Here is a 16,808-nt window from a genome sequence, read left to right on the forward strand (position 1 = left end):
CCCGGACATGTCCAGGGGCCAGGATCGCAGAAGTCCGCGGGGCGTCACTCGTACTCGCGCAACAGGTCCTCGATGCGGCGGTTCGCGACCTCCTGCCGGCCGTCGATGCACTTGGCGTACCGACTCAGCAGCACTTCCACGCTGTTGCCCGCCCGTTCGGCAACCTCCGTGGCGTCCACGCCCGCGTTCAACCAGGTCGACAGCGCCGAGTGCCGCAGGTCGTACGGCCGCCGGGCGAGCGGCGACGCAGCCACGGCCGGCGGCAGCGCCAGTAGCCGAGCCTCCTGCCAGGCCCGGTAGTAGGAAGACGAGGAGACCACTCCCCCGCCCTCGCTGAAGAACAGGCGCCCGTCGCCGGCGGTCCCGAAGGTGTCGAGGTGTTCCCGGAAGATGCCTACCAGGTGCGGGGGAATCGGGACCCGCCGCACGTCCTCAGCCGGCCGGTTCTTCAGCCTGTGGTCGTCGTGGCTCTCCCCGGAGTCGGTCCACTGCTTTCCGACGCTGGGACGCGTACGGTGCAGCAGTGCGGAGCCCCAACCTGTAGCGGGCAAGGTGAGGTCCGTATCGGCGAGGCCGACCGCTTCGGCCGGACGCAGGCCCCCGAAGTACATCGCGGCGAACAGGCCCACCAGGCGCCGGCCGCGGGCACGCCGGTAGCCGCCGATGTACGACACGGCACACAGCAGGCCGCGCGCCTGGTGAGGGTTGGCGACGACCCGGGGATCTACCTCGCTGGAAACCTTGGGCTTTTGCCACCGGACGCCGGAGAGCGGATTCTCTGGAAACGCGCCCAGGTCGACCGCGTAATGCATGGCGTTGACGAGCGTCCGTCGCTTCCGGCGCACGGTCTCAGCCGCCGCGGCGGTACCGTCCAATTTGAGCTTGAGGGAATCGAGCACGGCACGGCCGATCACCGGGTCACCGAGATCTATTGCGGGCAGGCAAGGAGCCAGCCCGATTCGCGGCCAGCGTACGGGCCCCGATCTCTCGCCCCATGGCAGCTCCCGTGCAAAGCCGCTACACCGACCTTTCGCGCTTTACTGGCGGCCCAAGAATCCGGCGAGCTGAGCGTGACGCTTGAGAGTGACTCGAATTGCATCCTTAATTGACGATGGGCGCGTGTTTTCGGTAGAGAATGCTTTCAACTCCACGATCACCGAGTTTTGCTGACTGTTGGGGCGTGACACGAGCACATCCGCCCTGACCCGGCTACTTGGGGTTTTTACCTCTTGCTCGGACTTCGCCTCAAATCCGATGGATCGCAAACAGAGCGCGATGCGCGCTCCGAGCTGAGTGGGTTTGGTTGTGACACTCTCGTACCACTCCCGCGCCTTCGTGGCACGCTCCGATTCACGCTCGCGGAGTGGACTATAAGCGGAAGGGTCCCAATTCTCGCCGATGATGGAAGCGAAGTGGGACTTCTCGAAGCGCTCCAAGTATGACCTGCTCGGCTCAAATTTGGGGTCTTCGAGGTCCCGGCAGAGCGGATGGAGGTCTGCTGCGGCGATTGGGACGAGCCGAACATCGAAGTAGAGGCGGGCGCGGTTCAGTTCTGATAGGGGTAGCGTCTGCCGATCGTCCTCGTTCAATTCCCGGTAGAAGGCATTCCAGTCGAGCTTATAGCCGTCGCGGGCGTTGGTGAACCCAGCCACACGCGTGATCCGCAGTCCGTCTGTTACTGGCCAGAGCATCACGACCTGATACCGGGAAATATCGTGAAGCTGGGTCGTATATGAGGCCAACTTGTCGCCGACCATTTCGATGGATTTCCCAATGGTCGGCGCTCTGTCGGCGATTGCGTCAACGTCCGACTTGAGCACTTCATAGTCGGCTAGGGGCTGACTTTGATTGTGAAACGCAAATGTCTCTTCAAGAATATCCGCCCAGTCATCCCTGGAAGGGCCGGCGAGCTCGAAGTCTGGTCTTAGCAGTATTCTCTCGTTGCGCGAGGTTGCCTTCGCAAGGTCTTCTTGAAATTCTCGACTTGTGGTCAGCCACAAAAAGAGGATCGGCCGTTGCCGCAATTCTCCCCTATCGAGAAGACTTAGCCTTTCTACGAACTGGGAAGGCAGGGCTGTCTTTTCGGCTACGCGCTCTTCGAATTGGTCTACAACGGCAATGATGAGCTGACTCTTGTCGCGATACCCTTCAACTGCGCGCAGCTCTTCAAGTAGTGTGGCTTCGGATGCGATCGCTGCGCGAGTTAGTTCGATCACCTTGCATTCAGGTAGGTGCGTTGCCAATTCACGGGCTGCCGAACTCTTCCCTGACCCGCTTCGGCCAAATATGGGGAGGAAACGAATGCCGCCCGTGATCTGCATACTGGCGTGGGCCCGCTGCACTTGCTCAAGAAGCGGCCTATCGGGACGCAACCGGCCACGGAAAGCGGGGTCAAGGTCTTCGTAACGTGAGGGAAGGCGAGCCACCATGGCGGAAGTGTAGAGGACGGAGGACTCCATTGCTGGGCCGTCTATGGGCCGTCCGACGGCAACCGACGACGACAGATGAACAGTCGCCGACGCTCCTTCCCTGATCAGGGGAGGTGCTCCGAACGCCGGCGCAGGTGCTCATCCCCGCACATCAGTTGAGGAAGTACACGCGTCGCGTGACGACCGTCACCTACCGACGACATCGACATCCGCCAGGACGACGAAGGCCAGGTCTGGGCTGTCCACGAGCGAGATCAAGGACGCCCGAGGGAAACTGAACTGGAGAGCGCTTCTTCCGCGCGGACGGATGCTCGCGCGTCAGATCCCGAGGCCCTGAAGTGTGGCCTCCACGAGCTTGACCGCCTCGGCGCTCTTCTTCGCGGACGCTGACAGGTCGTCCCATGCGGCCTGGGCCGTCTTCGCGTCGACCGCGTCGAGCGGCGGGATCAGGACCCTCTCGAGGTCGGGCTCGTAGAGCGCGTCGACGACTGACCCGCAGGCCAGCGCAGCGATCTGCTGCTGGACGATATCCGAGGCCATCGAGGTCCAGATCCAGCCGGTGTGACCGCTGTCCTTCGGGATCGCGCGGCCGACGTGACCGGAGGCGAACCAGTCGGCCCGCTCCTCCAGTACCACGGAGGGGTAACCAAGGGATTCTTCAGCCCGACCGTCGGCCTGGAAGGTGATCCACCCCTTCCCTAGGCCGTACCCGGAGCCCTTGTCGACCGATCGAGCGGCGACGTTCTTCGCGCCGACGACGTCGAGCTGCAAAATCTGCCGGCCTGACAGGAACGGCGTTCCCTCATCGGGGCCGACGTAGTAGAGCTTCAGCCGCCCTCCCGGCTTGAGGATGTCGGCCGCCTGGCCAAGCTCGACCCCACCCTCGGCCGCGAGGCGGTCGCGGAGGTCGCCGACGTGCTGAGCGTGGTACGCCGCATCGAGCCGGGTTCCGAGGCCGCTGGCCTTCACCGTCCAGCCTTCCCGGAACGGCTTAGCCGGCTCGCTGGGGTACTTCTCGTTGATGCTCTCGATGACAGCGCGCAGCGCAATGCGGGCGGCCCCACGGGTGTCAACCGCCTCGCGCATCAAGCGAGCGACCTCGTCCCGGATCGAGTCGATGAACGGGATCGGGACGTTGGAGACCTGGTCGGTGGTGATGTGGTCGATGACTGAGCCGTTGAGGTCGCCCCGGAGCAGCGCCTGGCCGGTTGGGGACTGGAGCACAGCCAGCGTGTAATAGCGATCCACCTCATCGGCGATGGTCACTCGGATCATGTCGTGCGATAGGACGAAGCGCGCGAGGTAGTCGTCGGCAATGGTGAGCGGCCCGAGGTTCCGGCCGGAGCATGTCTGGAGCAGATCGCCGGCCTGGATCCGGTAGTCCTCCAGGTCCTCCGTGCGGGTGAGCGAGAGCCGGTCGGCCTCGGGCGGCAGGAACTCGAACACGTCATAGGGGCGCAGGTAGGACACGTACTCCTCGCCCGGCGCGGCGTAGGCCCGCTTGAACCTAGACGGGGCCCGCACGTCGGCGTAGTCGCCGACCGCGCGCAGGTCCACCTCGGACGCGTTCTGCAGCACGACCTTGATGCGTACGGCGGGCGCGGCGAAGTAGCGGGCATCAAGCCGATTTCCCTCGAGGAGGGCGGAGGAGCGGACGGGAGTGAGCTTCATCGCTGCTCCCCCAGCCACTTCCGGTAGGCATCGGCTACCTCGGGCAGCTCGTCGTCGACCTGGCGGTCGGTCAGCTCTACCTCGCGGAGAACTTCGCTGCCGGTCTCCTGGTCGATCTCGGCGATGGTCTCGATCCGCTTGACCAGCGCGTCGGAGCCGTCCGCGGTCCGCCGCCAGATGACGTTGCCGCGCTTGTCGTGACCGATCTTCTCCGCGACGGCCATGAACAGAGGATAGTCGAGGCCGTTGGCCTCCGCCGCAGCCTCCTCCTCGGCCGAAAGGCGGCGCATGAGCACCATTGAGGTCTGCGTGTCGTTGCCCGGTTGGAACAGGTCGCGGTGCATGTCGACTACGGCCAGGATTTGGGCCTTCTTCAGAAGCCAGTTGCGGACGTAGGCGGTGCTCGGGTTGTTGAGGATGCCGTTCGGGATGACCATCGCCATCCGGCCGGTGCCGGGGGCGAGCAGCTGCAGTGCGCGCTCGATGAACAGTATCTCCGGCGGCTGGGACTTCTGCAGGATCCGGTTGCCGTGCTTGTCGAGCCGGATCGACCAGATGCCATTTTCGTCCTGGTCCCACACGGCCGCGAGGTCGTACTGAGAGAGGATGTCTTCATCGTCAATCGGGATTTTCGCACCGAACGGCGGATTGGACACGATGACGTCAATCGAACCCAGGGGCACGGCCTCGCGCAGGTTCCTGGACCACTTGTGGGGGTTCTCGAGGGTGTTGGCCTGGAACAGACCGCCGGAGCCGTCGTTGTTCATGACCATGTTCATCTTCGCGGCACGGACGAGCGCGGGGTTCAAATCGACGCCGAAGACGCACTGGCGGAAGTACTCGTCCCTGCGGCGGTAGAGCTCCTCGCGCTCAAAGTCGGTGCCCTGCGCGGGGTCGTCCCACTGCTCGCGCTCCGTGCGCTCGATGTACTCGAGCGCGTGGTTCATCCCGGTGATCAGGAAGCCGCCGGTGCCGCAGGACGGGTCGAGGATTCGCTCCCCGGGCTGCGGGTCGAGCATGGTGACCGCCATGCGGCAGGCGTTGCGCGGCGTGAAGAATTCCCCTCGGTCACCGCGCAGGTTCGACCCTACGATCTCCTCGTAGGCGACGCCCTTGACGTCGACCGGTGACCGCAGCAGAGAGTAACCCTGCAGCTCGGTGACCACGTACGCGACGACCTCGGGCTTGAGGTCGATGTCGGTGTCTTTGGCATCAAATATCATCGGGTACTTCTTGACGACCCGCTGCTCGAAGAGCCCCTGGATGCGCTTCTTCGCGGCAGATGCGACCGTCGAGCTCCCGCGCTCGGAGGGCGTCGCGAAGAAGTTCAGTTTCGGTGCCCGCTCGTCCTCGATCTTGGTGAAGATCAGCTTGAGCAGCTCCCAGAACGCCTCAGTCTTCTGCTTGCCCTCGTGCGCCGCGATGTAGTTGTGGCAGCGCCGGAACGCGAACAGTAGGTTGTCGGCCGTGGCGACCTTCAGGTCCTTGCGGCTGGGCCGTTGGGCGTCAGCCTCAGTCTGGCCGAATGCGGGGATGTCGATGATCTCCTCGAACGTCCAGCCGCCCTTGCCGTCGCCACGCTTGGCGAAGCAGAACCGGTCGGTGCCGTTCGTCCACATCCCATACTGGGCGTTGAGGCACGAGGCCATGTACGACTGGAGCTGACCGACGCCCTCAGTGCGGTGGGTCGGCTTGACGTCGGCCTTCTTGGTCTCGACCAAGATGTACGCGTTCGCCTGGGTGTGGTCAGCGCCCTTGCCAAAGACTACGATGTCGACGCGCTTGCGCGCCGACCCGACTCTGATGGTGAACTCCGGGGCGCAGTTGGCCGGGGCGTACTTGTACTGCCGGACGAGGGCCTTCTCAATGTTCTGCCGGACATACTCTTCGGGCGTGTCGTTGACGAACTTCCCGGTCAGGAAGTCGGCAACCTTGCCGTCCGGGACGGACCCGACCGGTGTCACTGACGGGGTGGGCACGGGCGTCACGACTGACACGTGTTTCCCTTCTTGGAGTCGCCGGCTGCAAGCTCACATCTTGCCGTACGAAAGAGGTCGTGCGCACGAGGCCCCCCGAGAGCAGGTCGACGAGACCTGGCTCGACCAGCTCTGGGTCATCGTGGACTATGCGCGGACGGCTGAAGGTCGGACGAAGCTTACGAGCCTGCCGACCAGCAGAGATAGGCAAAGCAGAGAGGGCCTCCGGAGCCGTGTGCGAAGGTTCAAATTCTGCCGGTGGCCCCTCGTGCGAGGCGCCACCGGCCTTGAACGCGGTCCGTCGAGTTGACCCCCTGGAGGGAGCGGAGCGCGGCTTCGGTCGTCAGATGGCGACCACGTGGACGTCCGTCGGCGCGAGGGCCGTCAGGTAGGCCTGGATGTCCAACGGGTCGGTGGTGAAGATCAACAGCATCGTAATACGCGTATGACGACAGCGGCGAGTGGCGGTCGGCGGAGGTGCGGCGCGTGCGCCACTTCCGGCGGGGCCATGCACACGGGCGTTCGCCTCCCGCCCACGCAGCGGTTCTGCGGTCCGTCGGCATCTCGGGACTGTCCGTGGCGCCGAGGCTCTGATCAGCACGCGCTCGGCCTCGTCCAGCACCTGCGGGCTGCTGCCGTCCGCATCGACATTGCGCTGCTCACGGCCCACCCTCGCACGGCGCGTTGTTTCCTCCGTCAGTAGCGGATCTCGACGACGCGCCCGTCCGCATCCCGTTCAGGCGCCTCCGGGAGCCGCTTCGCTGCCCCCAGCGCGATCCGGTGGGCCGACCAGGCCGCGGCGGCTGCGTCGAGCACGTCGTCCACGGGGACGCGGTCCGCCTCGCCGAGTTCGTCCGGGAGCACGAGGCCGGCTTCGGCGAGCAGCGCGCGGCGCTGGTTCTGGCCGCGCCAGGTCTTCTTGGCGTACGCCGGCGGCACTCCGCCGGCCAGCGCGGAGAAGGACACCTCGGGGTGCACCTCGTGGATGCGCTCATCGGCGAGCCAGCACGCCCGCGCCTCCAGCAGCTTCGGTTTCAGCGCCCACGCCTGCTGGCTCAGCCGGTTACCGGTGAGCTCCTGGCACCGGCCGGCGGCTGCCCCGTAGTCCTGCTCCTGCCACACCAGCCTTGGCGCTACCGGGAACACGCTGCTGCGCCGCGCTCCGAGCAACGCCCTGGCCGCGCGGTCCGCGGCGCGCCAGCCCTTCTCGACCAGGCCCAACGCCATGTCCACCGCGACCGCGTCCACCTCGGCGGCGCGCTCGATCAGCCTCTCGAGCCGGAGATCCACCAGGCTCCCCGCGTACGCGCCATCCTTGAGCCTGATCCCCACCCACCCCTGCTTGCCGCAGGCGTCGACCCCGAGGACGTGCATCCGATCCCCTCCTGCGTTTCCTACGGTTTTACGCCCTACTGCCAGGCACGCACCAGATCCTCGGGCCCCCAGTGCGCCGCGAGCGGCAGGTCGGCGGCGACGCCGCTGCGGGACACCGCCACCAGCGGGGTGTCCGGGCCGGCGCCTGGTACCGCCAGTACGTCCCGGGCCAGCGCGTCGTACTCGCGCCGGCCGAACCGCCGGGACTCCAGCCACTTGATGGAGCCGACGAAGTACACAGCGCCCGCCGCCGGTGCGCGGTCCGCGCCGACCAGGTCGATCTCGGGGTTGTTCCGGCGGTTCCACCAGCCGCCGACGGCCTCTGTCCCCGGCCATCGCTCATCGGGCAGCAGCCGCAGCAGCGACTCCCGGATAAGCGGCTCGACCGCGCGCCCGCGCCAGGTCGTCCAGGACCGCTCGATGCGCTCCAGGGCCAGATCGCCCCGGCCGCGCTCGATGAGCGGAAACCCCCGTCGCAGGAAAGCCAGCCAGAAGCGCAGATACGGGTCGGCGATGCGGTAGCGCTTGTTCCTGGTGTCGGCCTTCGCGGACAGCGGCAGGTCGGCCGCGAGCACCCGCTTGGCCAGCAGTGTGTTCAGCAGCGGGGACAGCGTTCCCGAGGGCAGGGCATTCGTCCCCCCGGCCGCTGCCGCGATGGCGGAGAAGGTCCGCTCGCCGCTGCCCACCGCCTCCAGCACCGCCCGCGAGTGCGAGGCCTCGGGGAACTCCCCCAGCAGCGACAGCTCGCCCGCCACCAGCAGAGGGGACAGCGGATTCGCCACCGCCTCGCGCAGGAAGTCCGTCCTTCCCATCCCCGGCCGCCACGACTGGACGATCTCCGGGAAGCCTCCGGTGATCAGCAGCGCGTCCACCGCGTCCGCCGCACCGAGCCCGGTCATGGCCCGCACATCGCCCAGGTGCAGCGGCCGTACGGTCATCTTCGTCGCCCGCCCGAAGAACGGACGGCCGTGCGACTGCAGCGCCTCCATCACCGACATGTCGCTGCCGACCAGGATGAGCAGGACCGGCTTGGCGGACAGGTGGCGGTCCCAGACGGTCTGCAGAGCCCCCTCGAACTCCGCGTCCTGCTCGACCAGCCACGGCACCTCGTCGATCACGGCGATGCTGGGGGTGTCGTCCGGAACCGCGACGGCCAGTGAGCGCAGGGCCTGGTTCCAGTCCGCGGCCTGCAGTCCGGCCACCAGCTCAGCACCCGGCAGGGCGGACTGGGCGATCGCGGCGGTGAAGTCCGCCCGCTCGGCCACCGCGTTGCGGCCCCGGGTCGCCTGGAAGACCACGTACGGCACCCGGGACCGGTCGCAGAACTCCTGGACCAGGCGGGACTTCCCCACCCGGCGCCGCCCGGTGATGATCACGGCTCGTCCGCGGGTGGCGCCTGCGCCGTCGACCACTTGGCCGAGCTGCCGCGCCAGCAGATCCAGGTCGGCCGCCCTTCCTCTGAACTCCACGGGCATTCCCTCGTAGGGCAGTTTCGATGTTACGTAGATTGCATCTTACTTAGCTTGCCCGTTTCGGCTGCGGGTCATGCGGCAAGGTCGGCCAGCATCCGTTCCGGGGCCGCGAGGATCGAGAAGTGGCCCTCGCCCGGGTGGATGTGCAGGCGGGCGTCCGGGATCGCCTCCGCGAAGCGGCGGGCGTGCGCCAGCGGGACGGTGGTGTCGGCGTCCCCGTGGTGGATCCAGGTGGGGACGTCGACCGACTGCAGGTCGAAGCCCCACGGCCTGGTCAGCACCCGCAGGTCCTGCCCCACTCCCCCGCTCCCGCGCTCGAACGCCCGCACATAGTTGGCCAGGAGGGACGCACGCGCCTGCGGCCCCGCAAGGGCCCGGCGGTCGACGGCGGGCATGCCACTGGTCGCCAGCCGCACGAACAGCCCCGGCGCGCGGCGCGCCGGCACGGCCAGGCGTCCCAGGAACCAGCCGCCGAAGGCGGGGGCGTGCCGGGCGATCGCCAGCGACACGCGCTGCCCGCCCGTCATCCCCCGGGTCGTCCAGGACGGCGGGCCGAGCGGCGCGACGAGCAGCAGGCCGCGCACGCGGTCGGGCAGCAGGGACGCGCAGGCCGCCGCGAACGCCCCGCCGCCCGAGACGCCGAGCAGCGCCACCGTGCCGACGTCCAACGCGTCCATGACCAGGGCCGCCTCCTCGGCCCAGTCCGCGACCCGCCGCAGCCGGCGGGCGTCGGTGCCGCCGGTCCCCGGACGGTCCGGGGCGATGACGCGCAGGCCCAGCGCCCGGGCCGCGCCCGCGACGTCGTACGCGGACAGCCGGGAATCGGCCAGCCCGTGGCAGTACAGCACCGCGGGCGCGTCCGGCTCGCCCACCACCTCGACCGCGGTCACCCCGCCGTCGGCGCGGCGTACGTCGGTCCTCGTGCCGTCTCGCATGGGCGCCCGTCAGGCGGCCTCCACGATCTGCTCCGCCCAGATCGTCTTGCCGTCCGGCCCGTGGCGGGTCCCCCAGCGCTCCGCGAGCTGGGCGACGATGAACAGGCCGCGCCCGCCCTCGTCGAAGGTGCGGGCCCGGCGCAGGTGCGGAGAGGTGTCGCTGCCGTCCGACACCTCGCAGGTCAGGCTGCCGCGCTCCAGGATGACGCGCAGCCGGACGGGCGGCCTCGCGTAGCGGATGGCGTTGGTGACCAGCTCGCTGACGACGATCTCGGTGGTGAAGGCCGCGTCAGCCACGCCCCAGGCGGCGAGTTGGCGCGCCACGTGGTCGCGGGCCTCCGCGACCACCGAGGGGTCGGCGGGCAGGTTCCAGGTGGCGACGTGGTCCGCGTCCAGGACATGGGTCCGGGCGATGAGCAGCGCCGCGTCGTCGGTGGGCTGCTCGTCGCGCATGGCCTTCACCGCGGCTTCGCAGGTGGCGTCGAGGTACGCCTCGGGCTGTGCGAGCACGCTCAGCAGCCGCTGCAGTCCGCTGTCGAGGTCGCAGCCGTGGGAGCGGACGAGGCCGTCGGTGTAGAGGGCCAGCAGGCTTCCCTCGGGAAGGTCCATCTCGACCGACTCGAACGGCCAGCCGCCGAGGCCCAGGGGAGGGCCGGGCGGAAGGTCGATGATCCTGGTGCTGTGGTCGGGCATGACGACGGCGGGCGGGATGTGCCCGGCGCGGGCGAGCACGCACCGGTGGGCGACGGGGTCGTAGACCGCGTACAGGCAGGTGGCGCCGACCTCCCCCGCGCTGTGGCCGGTGCCCGGCGCGCCCGGGCCGGCTCCGTCGTCCTCGCCCTCGACGCGGAGCCGGAGCACGACGTCGTCGAGGTGGGTGAGGAGTTCGTCGGGCGGCAGGTCCATGTCCGCGAGGGCGCGCACGGCGGCGCGCAGCCGGGCCATGGTGGCCGAGGCCTGCAGCCCGTGGCCGACCACGTCCCCGACGACCAGCGCGACACGGGCTCCGGACAGCGGGATCACGTCGAACCAGTCGCCGCCCACGCCGACGCCGGACCCTGCCGGCAGGTAGCGGCTCACCACGTCCGCCGCCGCGATGTCGGGCAGGTGCCGCGGCAGGCAGCTGTGCTGCAGGGTCAGCGAGGTCTCCCGCTCGAGGGTGTAGCGGCGGGCGTTGTCGACGCACACCGCCGCGCGGGTCGCGATCTCCTCGGCGAGGACCAGGTCGTCGGCGTCGAACTGCTCGGCCCGCTGGTGGCGCAGGAACAACGCCGCTCCGAGAGCGCTGCCCCGGGCGCACAGCGGCACCGCGATCGCCGAGTGGATGCCGTACTCGCGCGCCAGGGCCCTTCGGTGCGCGTCGTGCACGAGCCACTCGTCCACCTCGTCGCCGTCCAGGAGCCGGGCCCGCACCGGCTGGACCGCGGCCAGGCAGCGGGCGGGCAGCGCCACCGGCGGATAGTTCTCTCCCTCCCCCGTCTTCAGCGCGCTCTCCGGACAGCCCTCGAGCACGGACCGCTGTGCGACGCGGCGCAGCGGAACGAAACCCGTCATGGGCGCCCTGGGGGGTTCCTCGCCCCGCAGGACGGCGTCGAACAGATCCACGGCGGCGTAGTCGGCGAACTGGGGGACGGCGACGTCAGCCAGTTCCTCGGCGGTGCGTGCCACGTTCAAGGTGCCGCCGATGCGTTTGCTGGCGTCGCTCACGAGGGCGAGCCGGTCTCGGGCGATCATGACGCGCTTCAGGCGCTCCTCACGGTCCAGCCGGAGCCTGCAGACCTCGAGGCTGACGCCGAAGGACACCGCCACCGCCGAGACGACGACGGCCCGGCCGCCCGCGGAGAGCCCGTCGAGCAGGAATCCGTAGATGACGACGACGGCCGCCAGGCTCAGCGCGCCCACGATCAGCGTGCGCCGGAACGAGAGCAGCGCCGCGGCCACGAGGGGGATCAGCACCGAGTATCCCGACCACCGTACGAGGCCGCGGCCGGCGGTTTCGAACTGCAGGACCGAGATCAGCCCGAGGGAGAGGACGAGAAGCCAGAACACGCCGCGCCCGTCCCGCCACAAGGAAGTCATATCGCCTCCCTTCCAGTTCTCCAGACTCCCACAGGCCGGGACGCCGCGCCTGCGCCGCCGGGCGGAGGCCTCCCAGGTCAGCGGGCGCAAGCGGCGCGGGCGGCGACCGCGACGGCCCCGTCCCGGGTGGGACGGGGCCGTCGGTGGCGGGGGGTCAGCCCGACCTGGGAGGCGGCTGGGCGGGGGACTTGGGGTGGGCGGGGGGCTGCTTGTGCTGGGGCTTTTCGCCCGTGCCGCCGCCCGAGTCGCCGCCCGGTCCGGTGGACTTGGGCTGGGCGGGGGGTTGCTCCGGCTGCTGCTGCTCTGGTTGCTGGGGCTGCTCAGGCTGCCGGGGCGCTTCGGGCTTCTGGGGCTCGGAGGACGGCTTCTGCGGCTGTTCCGGCGAGTCCGGGGACGCGGGCTCCTCCTGCTTCGGGGACTCCTCCTTGTCCGGGGACTTCTCCTTGTCCGGGGACTTCTCCTCGCTCTTGGGGGGCTCGTCCTTCTTCGGCTCCTCGCTCCTCGGGGACTTCTCCTTGTCCTTGGGCGTGTCCTTGTCCGGGGACTTCTGCTCGCTCTTGGGCGGCTCGTCCTTCGGCGACTCCTCCTTGGGCCGCTCCTCCTGCTTCTTCTCCTCCTCCGGCGGCGGCGCCGTCTTGCCGGGGGGCTCCAGCTGCGAGCCCGTGGAGGGCGCCGGCAGCACCGGAACCGCGGAGTCGGAGGGCTGGCCCCTTGGAGGCTCGACCTTGTGGTCGCTCTTGCCCTCGACCGTGCCGCTGGGCCGCTCGAACCAGCGCTTGCCGTCCTGGTCGTAGAGCGTGAGCGTCTTCATCGGCTTCTCGGACGGAACGACCGCCACGAGGCCCGCCGCGCGGAAGGTCTCCCACTGCCGGCCGCTGTACGTCGGCGTGCCGCCCACGGCGTCAGGAGCGCTCATCGGGTTGCCGCAGGTGCAGCGGACCACCGGAACGCCGTGGGCGTCCACCATGACGGGGGTGCCCGCCTGGAGGATGGCCTGGTACTCGGTGACCTCACCGTCCTTGAAGCCGTGGCTGGTGACGCGGGTGTCCCAGTTCAGCTGGACGGGCGTCAGCGAGCGCAGGTGCGAGGGGATGTCCTGCTGCCCGATCTTCAGGGTGTCGGCGAAGGCCTTGCCGCGTTCAGGGTCGCCCGTGAGGTAGGCGATCTGCTTCTCGACGTCGCAGGCGGACTCGTTCTGCTTGCCGCTGTAGAGCCCCGGGTGCGCGCCGCTGACCTTGAGGGTGCCGCCGGGGGCCGAGGACTCGTTGGGGGTGATGGTGGGGGTGACCGCCTTGCCCGGCTCGCCCGCCGTGGACGGTGTGAAGGGATCGGGCCCGGCCGCGGAGGCGTTCTGCAGGAAGATCTCACCGCCGCCCTTGGTGCCGCCGAGGAAGGAGAAGGCGAAGATCACGGCGACCGCGACGACCATCGCCGTGCCCGCGGTGAGGAGGGTGCGGCGCGTCCGCCACCACGGGGAGGGGGGTCCGCGGTGCCGGCCGGGTTCCCCTGGTTCGGCGCCGTGTCCCGTGCCGTCCGGTGGGCCAGGTGGCCCCGGTGGTCCGGCCGGTGGCGGCGGGGCCGGGGGTGGCGCGGCCGGTGGGGGCGGGAGCCCCTGTGCCGCCGGCGGGTGCTCTCCCGACGGCCTGCCGGACAGCGGTCCGGCCGGAGGGCCGGTGGGGCGTTCGGGCGGAGGAGGTATGGAACTCACGGCACTCTCCCCAGAGGTAGGGCTTCGGGAATGGAGACGGATTCCCGTACGCCCTCCCACCCATTATGTGCGGCCTCACCTGGAGAGTGAATCGGCTGCGGGAATTCGGAAGGGCCGATGGTTCACGGGCATTTCGGGAGTGCGGCATCCGCGAAGCGCCTGCTTTCGACCAGCGAACCGGGGACCTGCGCCGCGGCGCAGGTCCCCGTCCTTTCGCAGCGGGACGTCCGCACCGGCGCTGACCTGCTGCGCAGGTGGCTCCGCGGATCCGGGACGAGAATCGGTGCATGGAAGCAGTGGGATACAGCAGCGCGAACACCGGCCTGTTGCTGATCGACCCGTACAACGACCTCCTGTCCGAGGGCGGGAAGCTCTGGCCCCGCGCGAAGGCGGTGGCCGAGCAGGTGGGGCTGCTCGACCACATGCGGCAGGTGCTCGCGGCCACCCGTGCCCGGGGCATCCGGACGTTCTTCGTCGCACACCGCCGTACGGCCCCCGGGGACTACGCGGCGTGGGAACACCTCTCCCCCGCCCAGGAGGCGGCCGTCGAGCAGCAGGTCTTCGCGCTGGGCTCCTGGGGCGGCGAGTTCCATCCGGACTTCCAGCCGGTAGACGGCGAGATCCTGGTGCACGAGCACTGGTCGTCCAGCGGTTTCGCCAATACGGACCTCGACTTCCAGCTGAAGCAGCACCGGGTGTCGCGCATCGTGCTGACCGGCATGCGCGCCAACACCTGCGTCGACACCACGGCGCGCTTCGGGCAGGAACTCGGCTACCACGTCACCTTGGTGCGGGACGCGATCGCCGCCTTCAGCACGGCGGAGATGGAGGCGACCTTCGACGTCAACGCGCCGGCCTACGCGCACGCCGTCCTCACCACGGAGGAGTTCCTCACCGTGCTGCCGCCCTGCGCCGAGGAGTACGGGGCAGGGCGGTAGCGACGCCTGACGTCAGGGCTGCGGGGTGAGCCAGCGGTCGTACCAGGCCAGGCTGCGGCGCAGCAGGTCCAGCAGGTGGCCGCGTCCGCTGATGCCGTGGCCCTCGCCGGGGTAGACGGCGAACTCGTGCGGGACGCCGTGGTGGCGCAGGGCGCGGTGGAGGAAACGGCCCTGGGAGACGGGCACATTGGTGTCCTCCTCGCCGTGGAGGATCAGGACCGGGGTGCGGATGCGGGAGACGTACGAGATCGGGCTGACCCGGTCGTGGAGGTGGGGTCCCGGACCCTCCCAGCCGATGCTGCCGCTGCCCGCCGACTCGACGACGGGTCCCTGCTCGCCGGTCGCGCCCAGCATGCCCCAGTCGCTGATGCCGGCGCCCACGATCGCGGCCTTGAAGCGGTCGGTCTGCGTGACGGCCCAGGCGGCCAGGTAGCCGCCGTGGCTCCAGCCGCCGATGCCGAGGCGGTCGGGATCGGCGACGCCCTGGGCGACGAGGAGGTCGATGCCCTCGGTGATGTCGGTCCATTCGGCGCCGCCGACGGCTCCGTCCACCGCGGTGGCCGCGAAGGCGTGGCCGCGGCCCTCCCCGCCGCGGGGGTTGGGGAGGAAGACGGCGTAACCGGCGGTGGCGAAGAGCTGGCCGGGGGGCAGGTCGATGTGGAACTGCCATTCGTCGGTGTAGCGCCCGTACGGGCCGCCGTGCGCGATGGTGATCATCGGGAAGGGGCCGTCCGCGCGGGTGCGGCCGGGCGGCAGGAGGAGCAGGCCGTCGAGGGCGAGCCCGTCGGAGGCCTTGTAGGAGAGGCGTTCCTGGCTGCCCCAGGGGATGTCGCGGAGCTCGGGGCGGGTGTCGCTGATCCGGGTGAGCGGGCCGTCGGGCGGTCCGGCGTGGACGTTCTTGGGCTCGTACGCGGTGCCCGCGAGCACGGCGACCGTCTCTCCCGTGCGGCTCGCGGTGAGCGCGTGGACGATGCCGGGGCGGGTGTGCAGGCGGCAAAAGCGCCGCTCGCCGGGGTCCAGCCGGAACAGCGCGGTGTCCAGGCCGTCGGCGAAGACGGCCAGGGGCGGGCCGTCTTGGACCTGGAGGAGTTCTCTGGGGCAGACGGTCGTGCCGGCGGTCAGGTCGCGTGCCTCGGGCGGTGCCTGGTGTCCCGGGTCGGCGGGGACCGCGCGGTCCAGGACGGCCGGGGAGCCGACCAGCCCGGGCGGGGTGGTGGCCAGGTGGGCGAGGTGCCAGCCGTCCTCGGCCCGCCACCAGACCGGGCAGCGCGCCGCGTGCCCGGCGGGGCCGAGGTCGTGGACGGCGCCTGCGGCGGTCTCGACGAGATGGAGCCGTGCGGTCAGTGCGCCGGGGTCCTCCTCCGCGCAGTCCCAGCTGAGGACGGCCAGCATGCCGCCGTCCGGGCGCTCGGCCACCTCGACGACGTGCCGGTCGCCGAAGGCGTCGACGGTGCGGACGGCGCCGCTGTCGAGGTCGAGCAGGCGCAGGCGGGCGGAGGGCTCGGGACCCGTCCGCTCGGTCCACACCATCACGTCGTCGCCCCCGTCCTCGGCCTCGTCCGGTTCGCCGGCGGCGATCAGGGCGACGGTGCGGCCGTCGGCGAGCGGCAGGTGGTTCTCGATGCCGCCCGGCCAGGTGGTGAGGGCCTCGGCGGGGCCGTCCGGTCCGCCGTCGGCGGCGAGGCGTACGCGGTGCAGCTGCCCGGCGGTGGTGAAGAAGACGGACGCCGAGTCCGGGGCCCAGCGCGGCGCGCCGATCCAGGTCGTGCCGTCGGTCAGCTGCCGGGGCGGTGCGCCGCCGTCGGCGGGCACCGCCCACAGGACACTGGCCGGGCGGTCCGCGACGGCGAGGGGCCGCGCCGTGTGGACGACCGTGCGGCCGTCCGGGGAGACCGCCGGGAACATCGGTATGACGCTGTCCACGACCGCTCGTGCCACGACGTCGCTCTGCGCCGCCAACACGCCTTGTTCAAGGCTCATGTGATGTGCCGCCCTTTCCGTAGGCGGCCCCATCCTGCCCCAGGTCCCCGGCGCGGGCGGACGGGATCGAGGAACGCGCGTCGCGCCGCACGCCGGCGGGCGGCGCTCGCCGGCGTGCCCTTGCCGAGACGACTCCGGCTGCCGGGGGCGCGCTCGCGCGCGGGGACGCCGGCGGCACCGGACGCGGGTGCGGACGCCGGTGCGGGCATCGGCGGGCAGCCCGCGTGCGGCTTCAACCACGAGCCG

Annotated in this window: 10 protein-coding genes and 1 pseudogene; 1 reads left to right on the forward strand and 10 read right to left on the reverse strand. The window is 70.0% G+C overall.

Features of this window, described 5'->3' with window-relative positions:
* Window positions 1-44: 44 nt before the first annotated feature.
* The 9 genes and pseudogenes from AC3ET4_RS19080 to AC3ET4_RS19120 form a co-directional block, all read right to left on the reverse strand.
* A pseudogene (locus AC3ET4_RS19080) lies at window positions 45-938 on the reverse strand (tyrosine-type recombinase/integrase); the annotation flags it as partial.
* Window positions 939-1,037: 99 nt separating this feature from the next.
* Entirely contained in the window at window positions 1,038-2,429 is a 1,392-nt protein-coding gene (locus AC3ET4_RS19085) for a P-loop NTPase family protein (RefSeq protein WP_431950904.1), read from the reverse strand.
* A gap of 318 nt (window positions 2,430-2,747) precedes the next feature.
* Window positions 2,748-4,100, reverse strand: coding sequence for a restriction endonuclease subunit S domain-containing protein (locus AC3ET4_RS19090; protein ID WP_431950906.1), 1,353 nt, complete (start codon window positions 4,098-4,100; stop codon window positions 2,748-2,750).
* Entirely contained in the window at window positions 4,097-6,097 is a 2,001-nt protein-coding gene (locus tag AC3ET4_RS19095) for a type I restriction-modification system subunit M (protein WP_431950908.1), read from the reverse strand. Before AC3ET4_RS19095 ends, AC3ET4_RS19090 begins: the two co-directional genes overlap by 4 nt.
* Before the next feature lie 675 nt (window positions 6,098-6,772).
* Window positions 6,773-7,450, reverse strand: coding sequence for a DUF429 domain-containing protein (locus AC3ET4_RS19100; RefSeq protein WP_431950910.1), 678 nt, complete (start codon window positions 7,448-7,450; stop codon window positions 6,773-6,775).
* Window positions 7,451-7,485: 35 nt separating this feature from the next.
* The gene (locus tag AC3ET4_RS19105; RefSeq protein WP_431950912.1) at window positions 7,486-8,919 is read right to left on the reverse strand and encodes an ATP-binding protein; all 1,434 of its coding nucleotides are present in this window, start codon (window positions 8,917-8,919) and stop codon (window positions 7,486-7,488) included.
* Window positions 8,920-8,993: 74 nt separating this feature from the next.
* A complete protein-coding gene (locus AC3ET4_RS19110) occupies window positions 8,994-9,857 on the reverse strand; it encodes an alpha/beta fold hydrolase (protein WP_431950914.1) in 864 nt (287 codons plus the stop codon).
* 9 nt (window positions 9,858-9,866) lie between these two features.
* Window positions 9,867-11,936: an ATP-binding SpoIIE family protein phosphatase gene (locus AC3ET4_RS19115; RefSeq protein ID WP_431950916.1), complete on the reverse strand. Its 2,070-nt coding sequence runs from the start codon at window positions 11,934-11,936 to the stop codon at window positions 9,867-9,869.
* Between the two features lie 154 nt (window positions 11,937-12,090).
* Entirely contained in the window at window positions 12,091-13,365 is a 1,275-nt protein-coding gene (locus AC3ET4_RS19120; RefSeq protein ID WP_431950918.1) for a DUF6777 domain-containing protein, read from the reverse strand.
* A gap of 566 nt (window positions 13,366-13,931) precedes the next feature.
* Here AC3ET4_RS19120 and AC3ET4_RS19125 point away from each other — a divergent pair.
* A complete protein-coding gene (locus tag AC3ET4_RS19125; protein WP_431950920.1) occupies window positions 13,932-14,582 on the forward strand; it encodes a cysteine hydrolase family protein in 651 nt (216 codons plus the stop codon).
* A gap of 12 nt (window positions 14,583-14,594) precedes the next feature.
* Here AC3ET4_RS19125 and AC3ET4_RS19130 read toward each other — a convergent pair whose 3' ends face one another.
* Window positions 14,595-16,562 carry a S9 family peptidase gene (locus AC3ET4_RS19130; RefSeq protein WP_431950922.1) on the reverse strand — a complete coding sequence of 656 codons (1,968 nt, stop codon included), beginning with the start codon at window positions 16,560-16,562 and terminating at the stop codon, window positions 14,595-14,597.
* Window positions 16,563-16,808 lie beyond the last annotated feature (246 nt).

Source organism: Actinacidiphila sp. bgisy167 (genome assembly GCF_057707665.1).

Coding starts and splice junctions, on each gene's coding strand:
- AC3ET4_RS19115 (WP_431950916.1), bottom strand. CDS start 11,936: ATGACTTCCTTGTGGCGGGACGGGCGCGGCGTGTTCTGGCTTCTCGTC.
- AC3ET4_RS19090 (WP_431950906.1), bottom strand. CDS start 4,100: ATGAAGCTCACTCCCGTCCGCTCCTCCGCCCTCCTCGAGGGAAATCGG.
- AC3ET4_RS19120 (WP_431950918.1), bottom strand. CDS start 13,365: ATGGTCGTCGCGGTCGCCGTGATCTTCGCCTTCTCCTTCCTCGGCGGC.
- AC3ET4_RS19085 (WP_431950904.1), bottom strand. CDS start 2,429: ATGGTGGCTCGCCTTCCCTCACGTTACGAAGACCTTGACCCCGCTTTC.
- AC3ET4_RS19130 (WP_431950922.1), bottom strand. CDS start 16,562: ATGAGCCTTGAACAAGGCGTGTTGGCGGCGCAGAGCGACGTCGTGGCA.
- AC3ET4_RS19100 (WP_431950910.1), bottom strand. CDS start 7,450: ATGCACGTCCTCGGGGTCGACGCCTGCGGCAAGCAGGGGTGGGTGGGG.
- AC3ET4_RS19125 (WP_431950920.1), top strand. CDS start 13,932: ATGGAAGCAGTGGGATACAGCAGCGCGAACACCGGCCTGTTGCTGATC.
- AC3ET4_RS19110 (WP_431950914.1), bottom strand. CDS start 9,857: ATGCGAGACGGCACGAGGACCGACGTACGCCGCGCCGACGGCGGGGTG.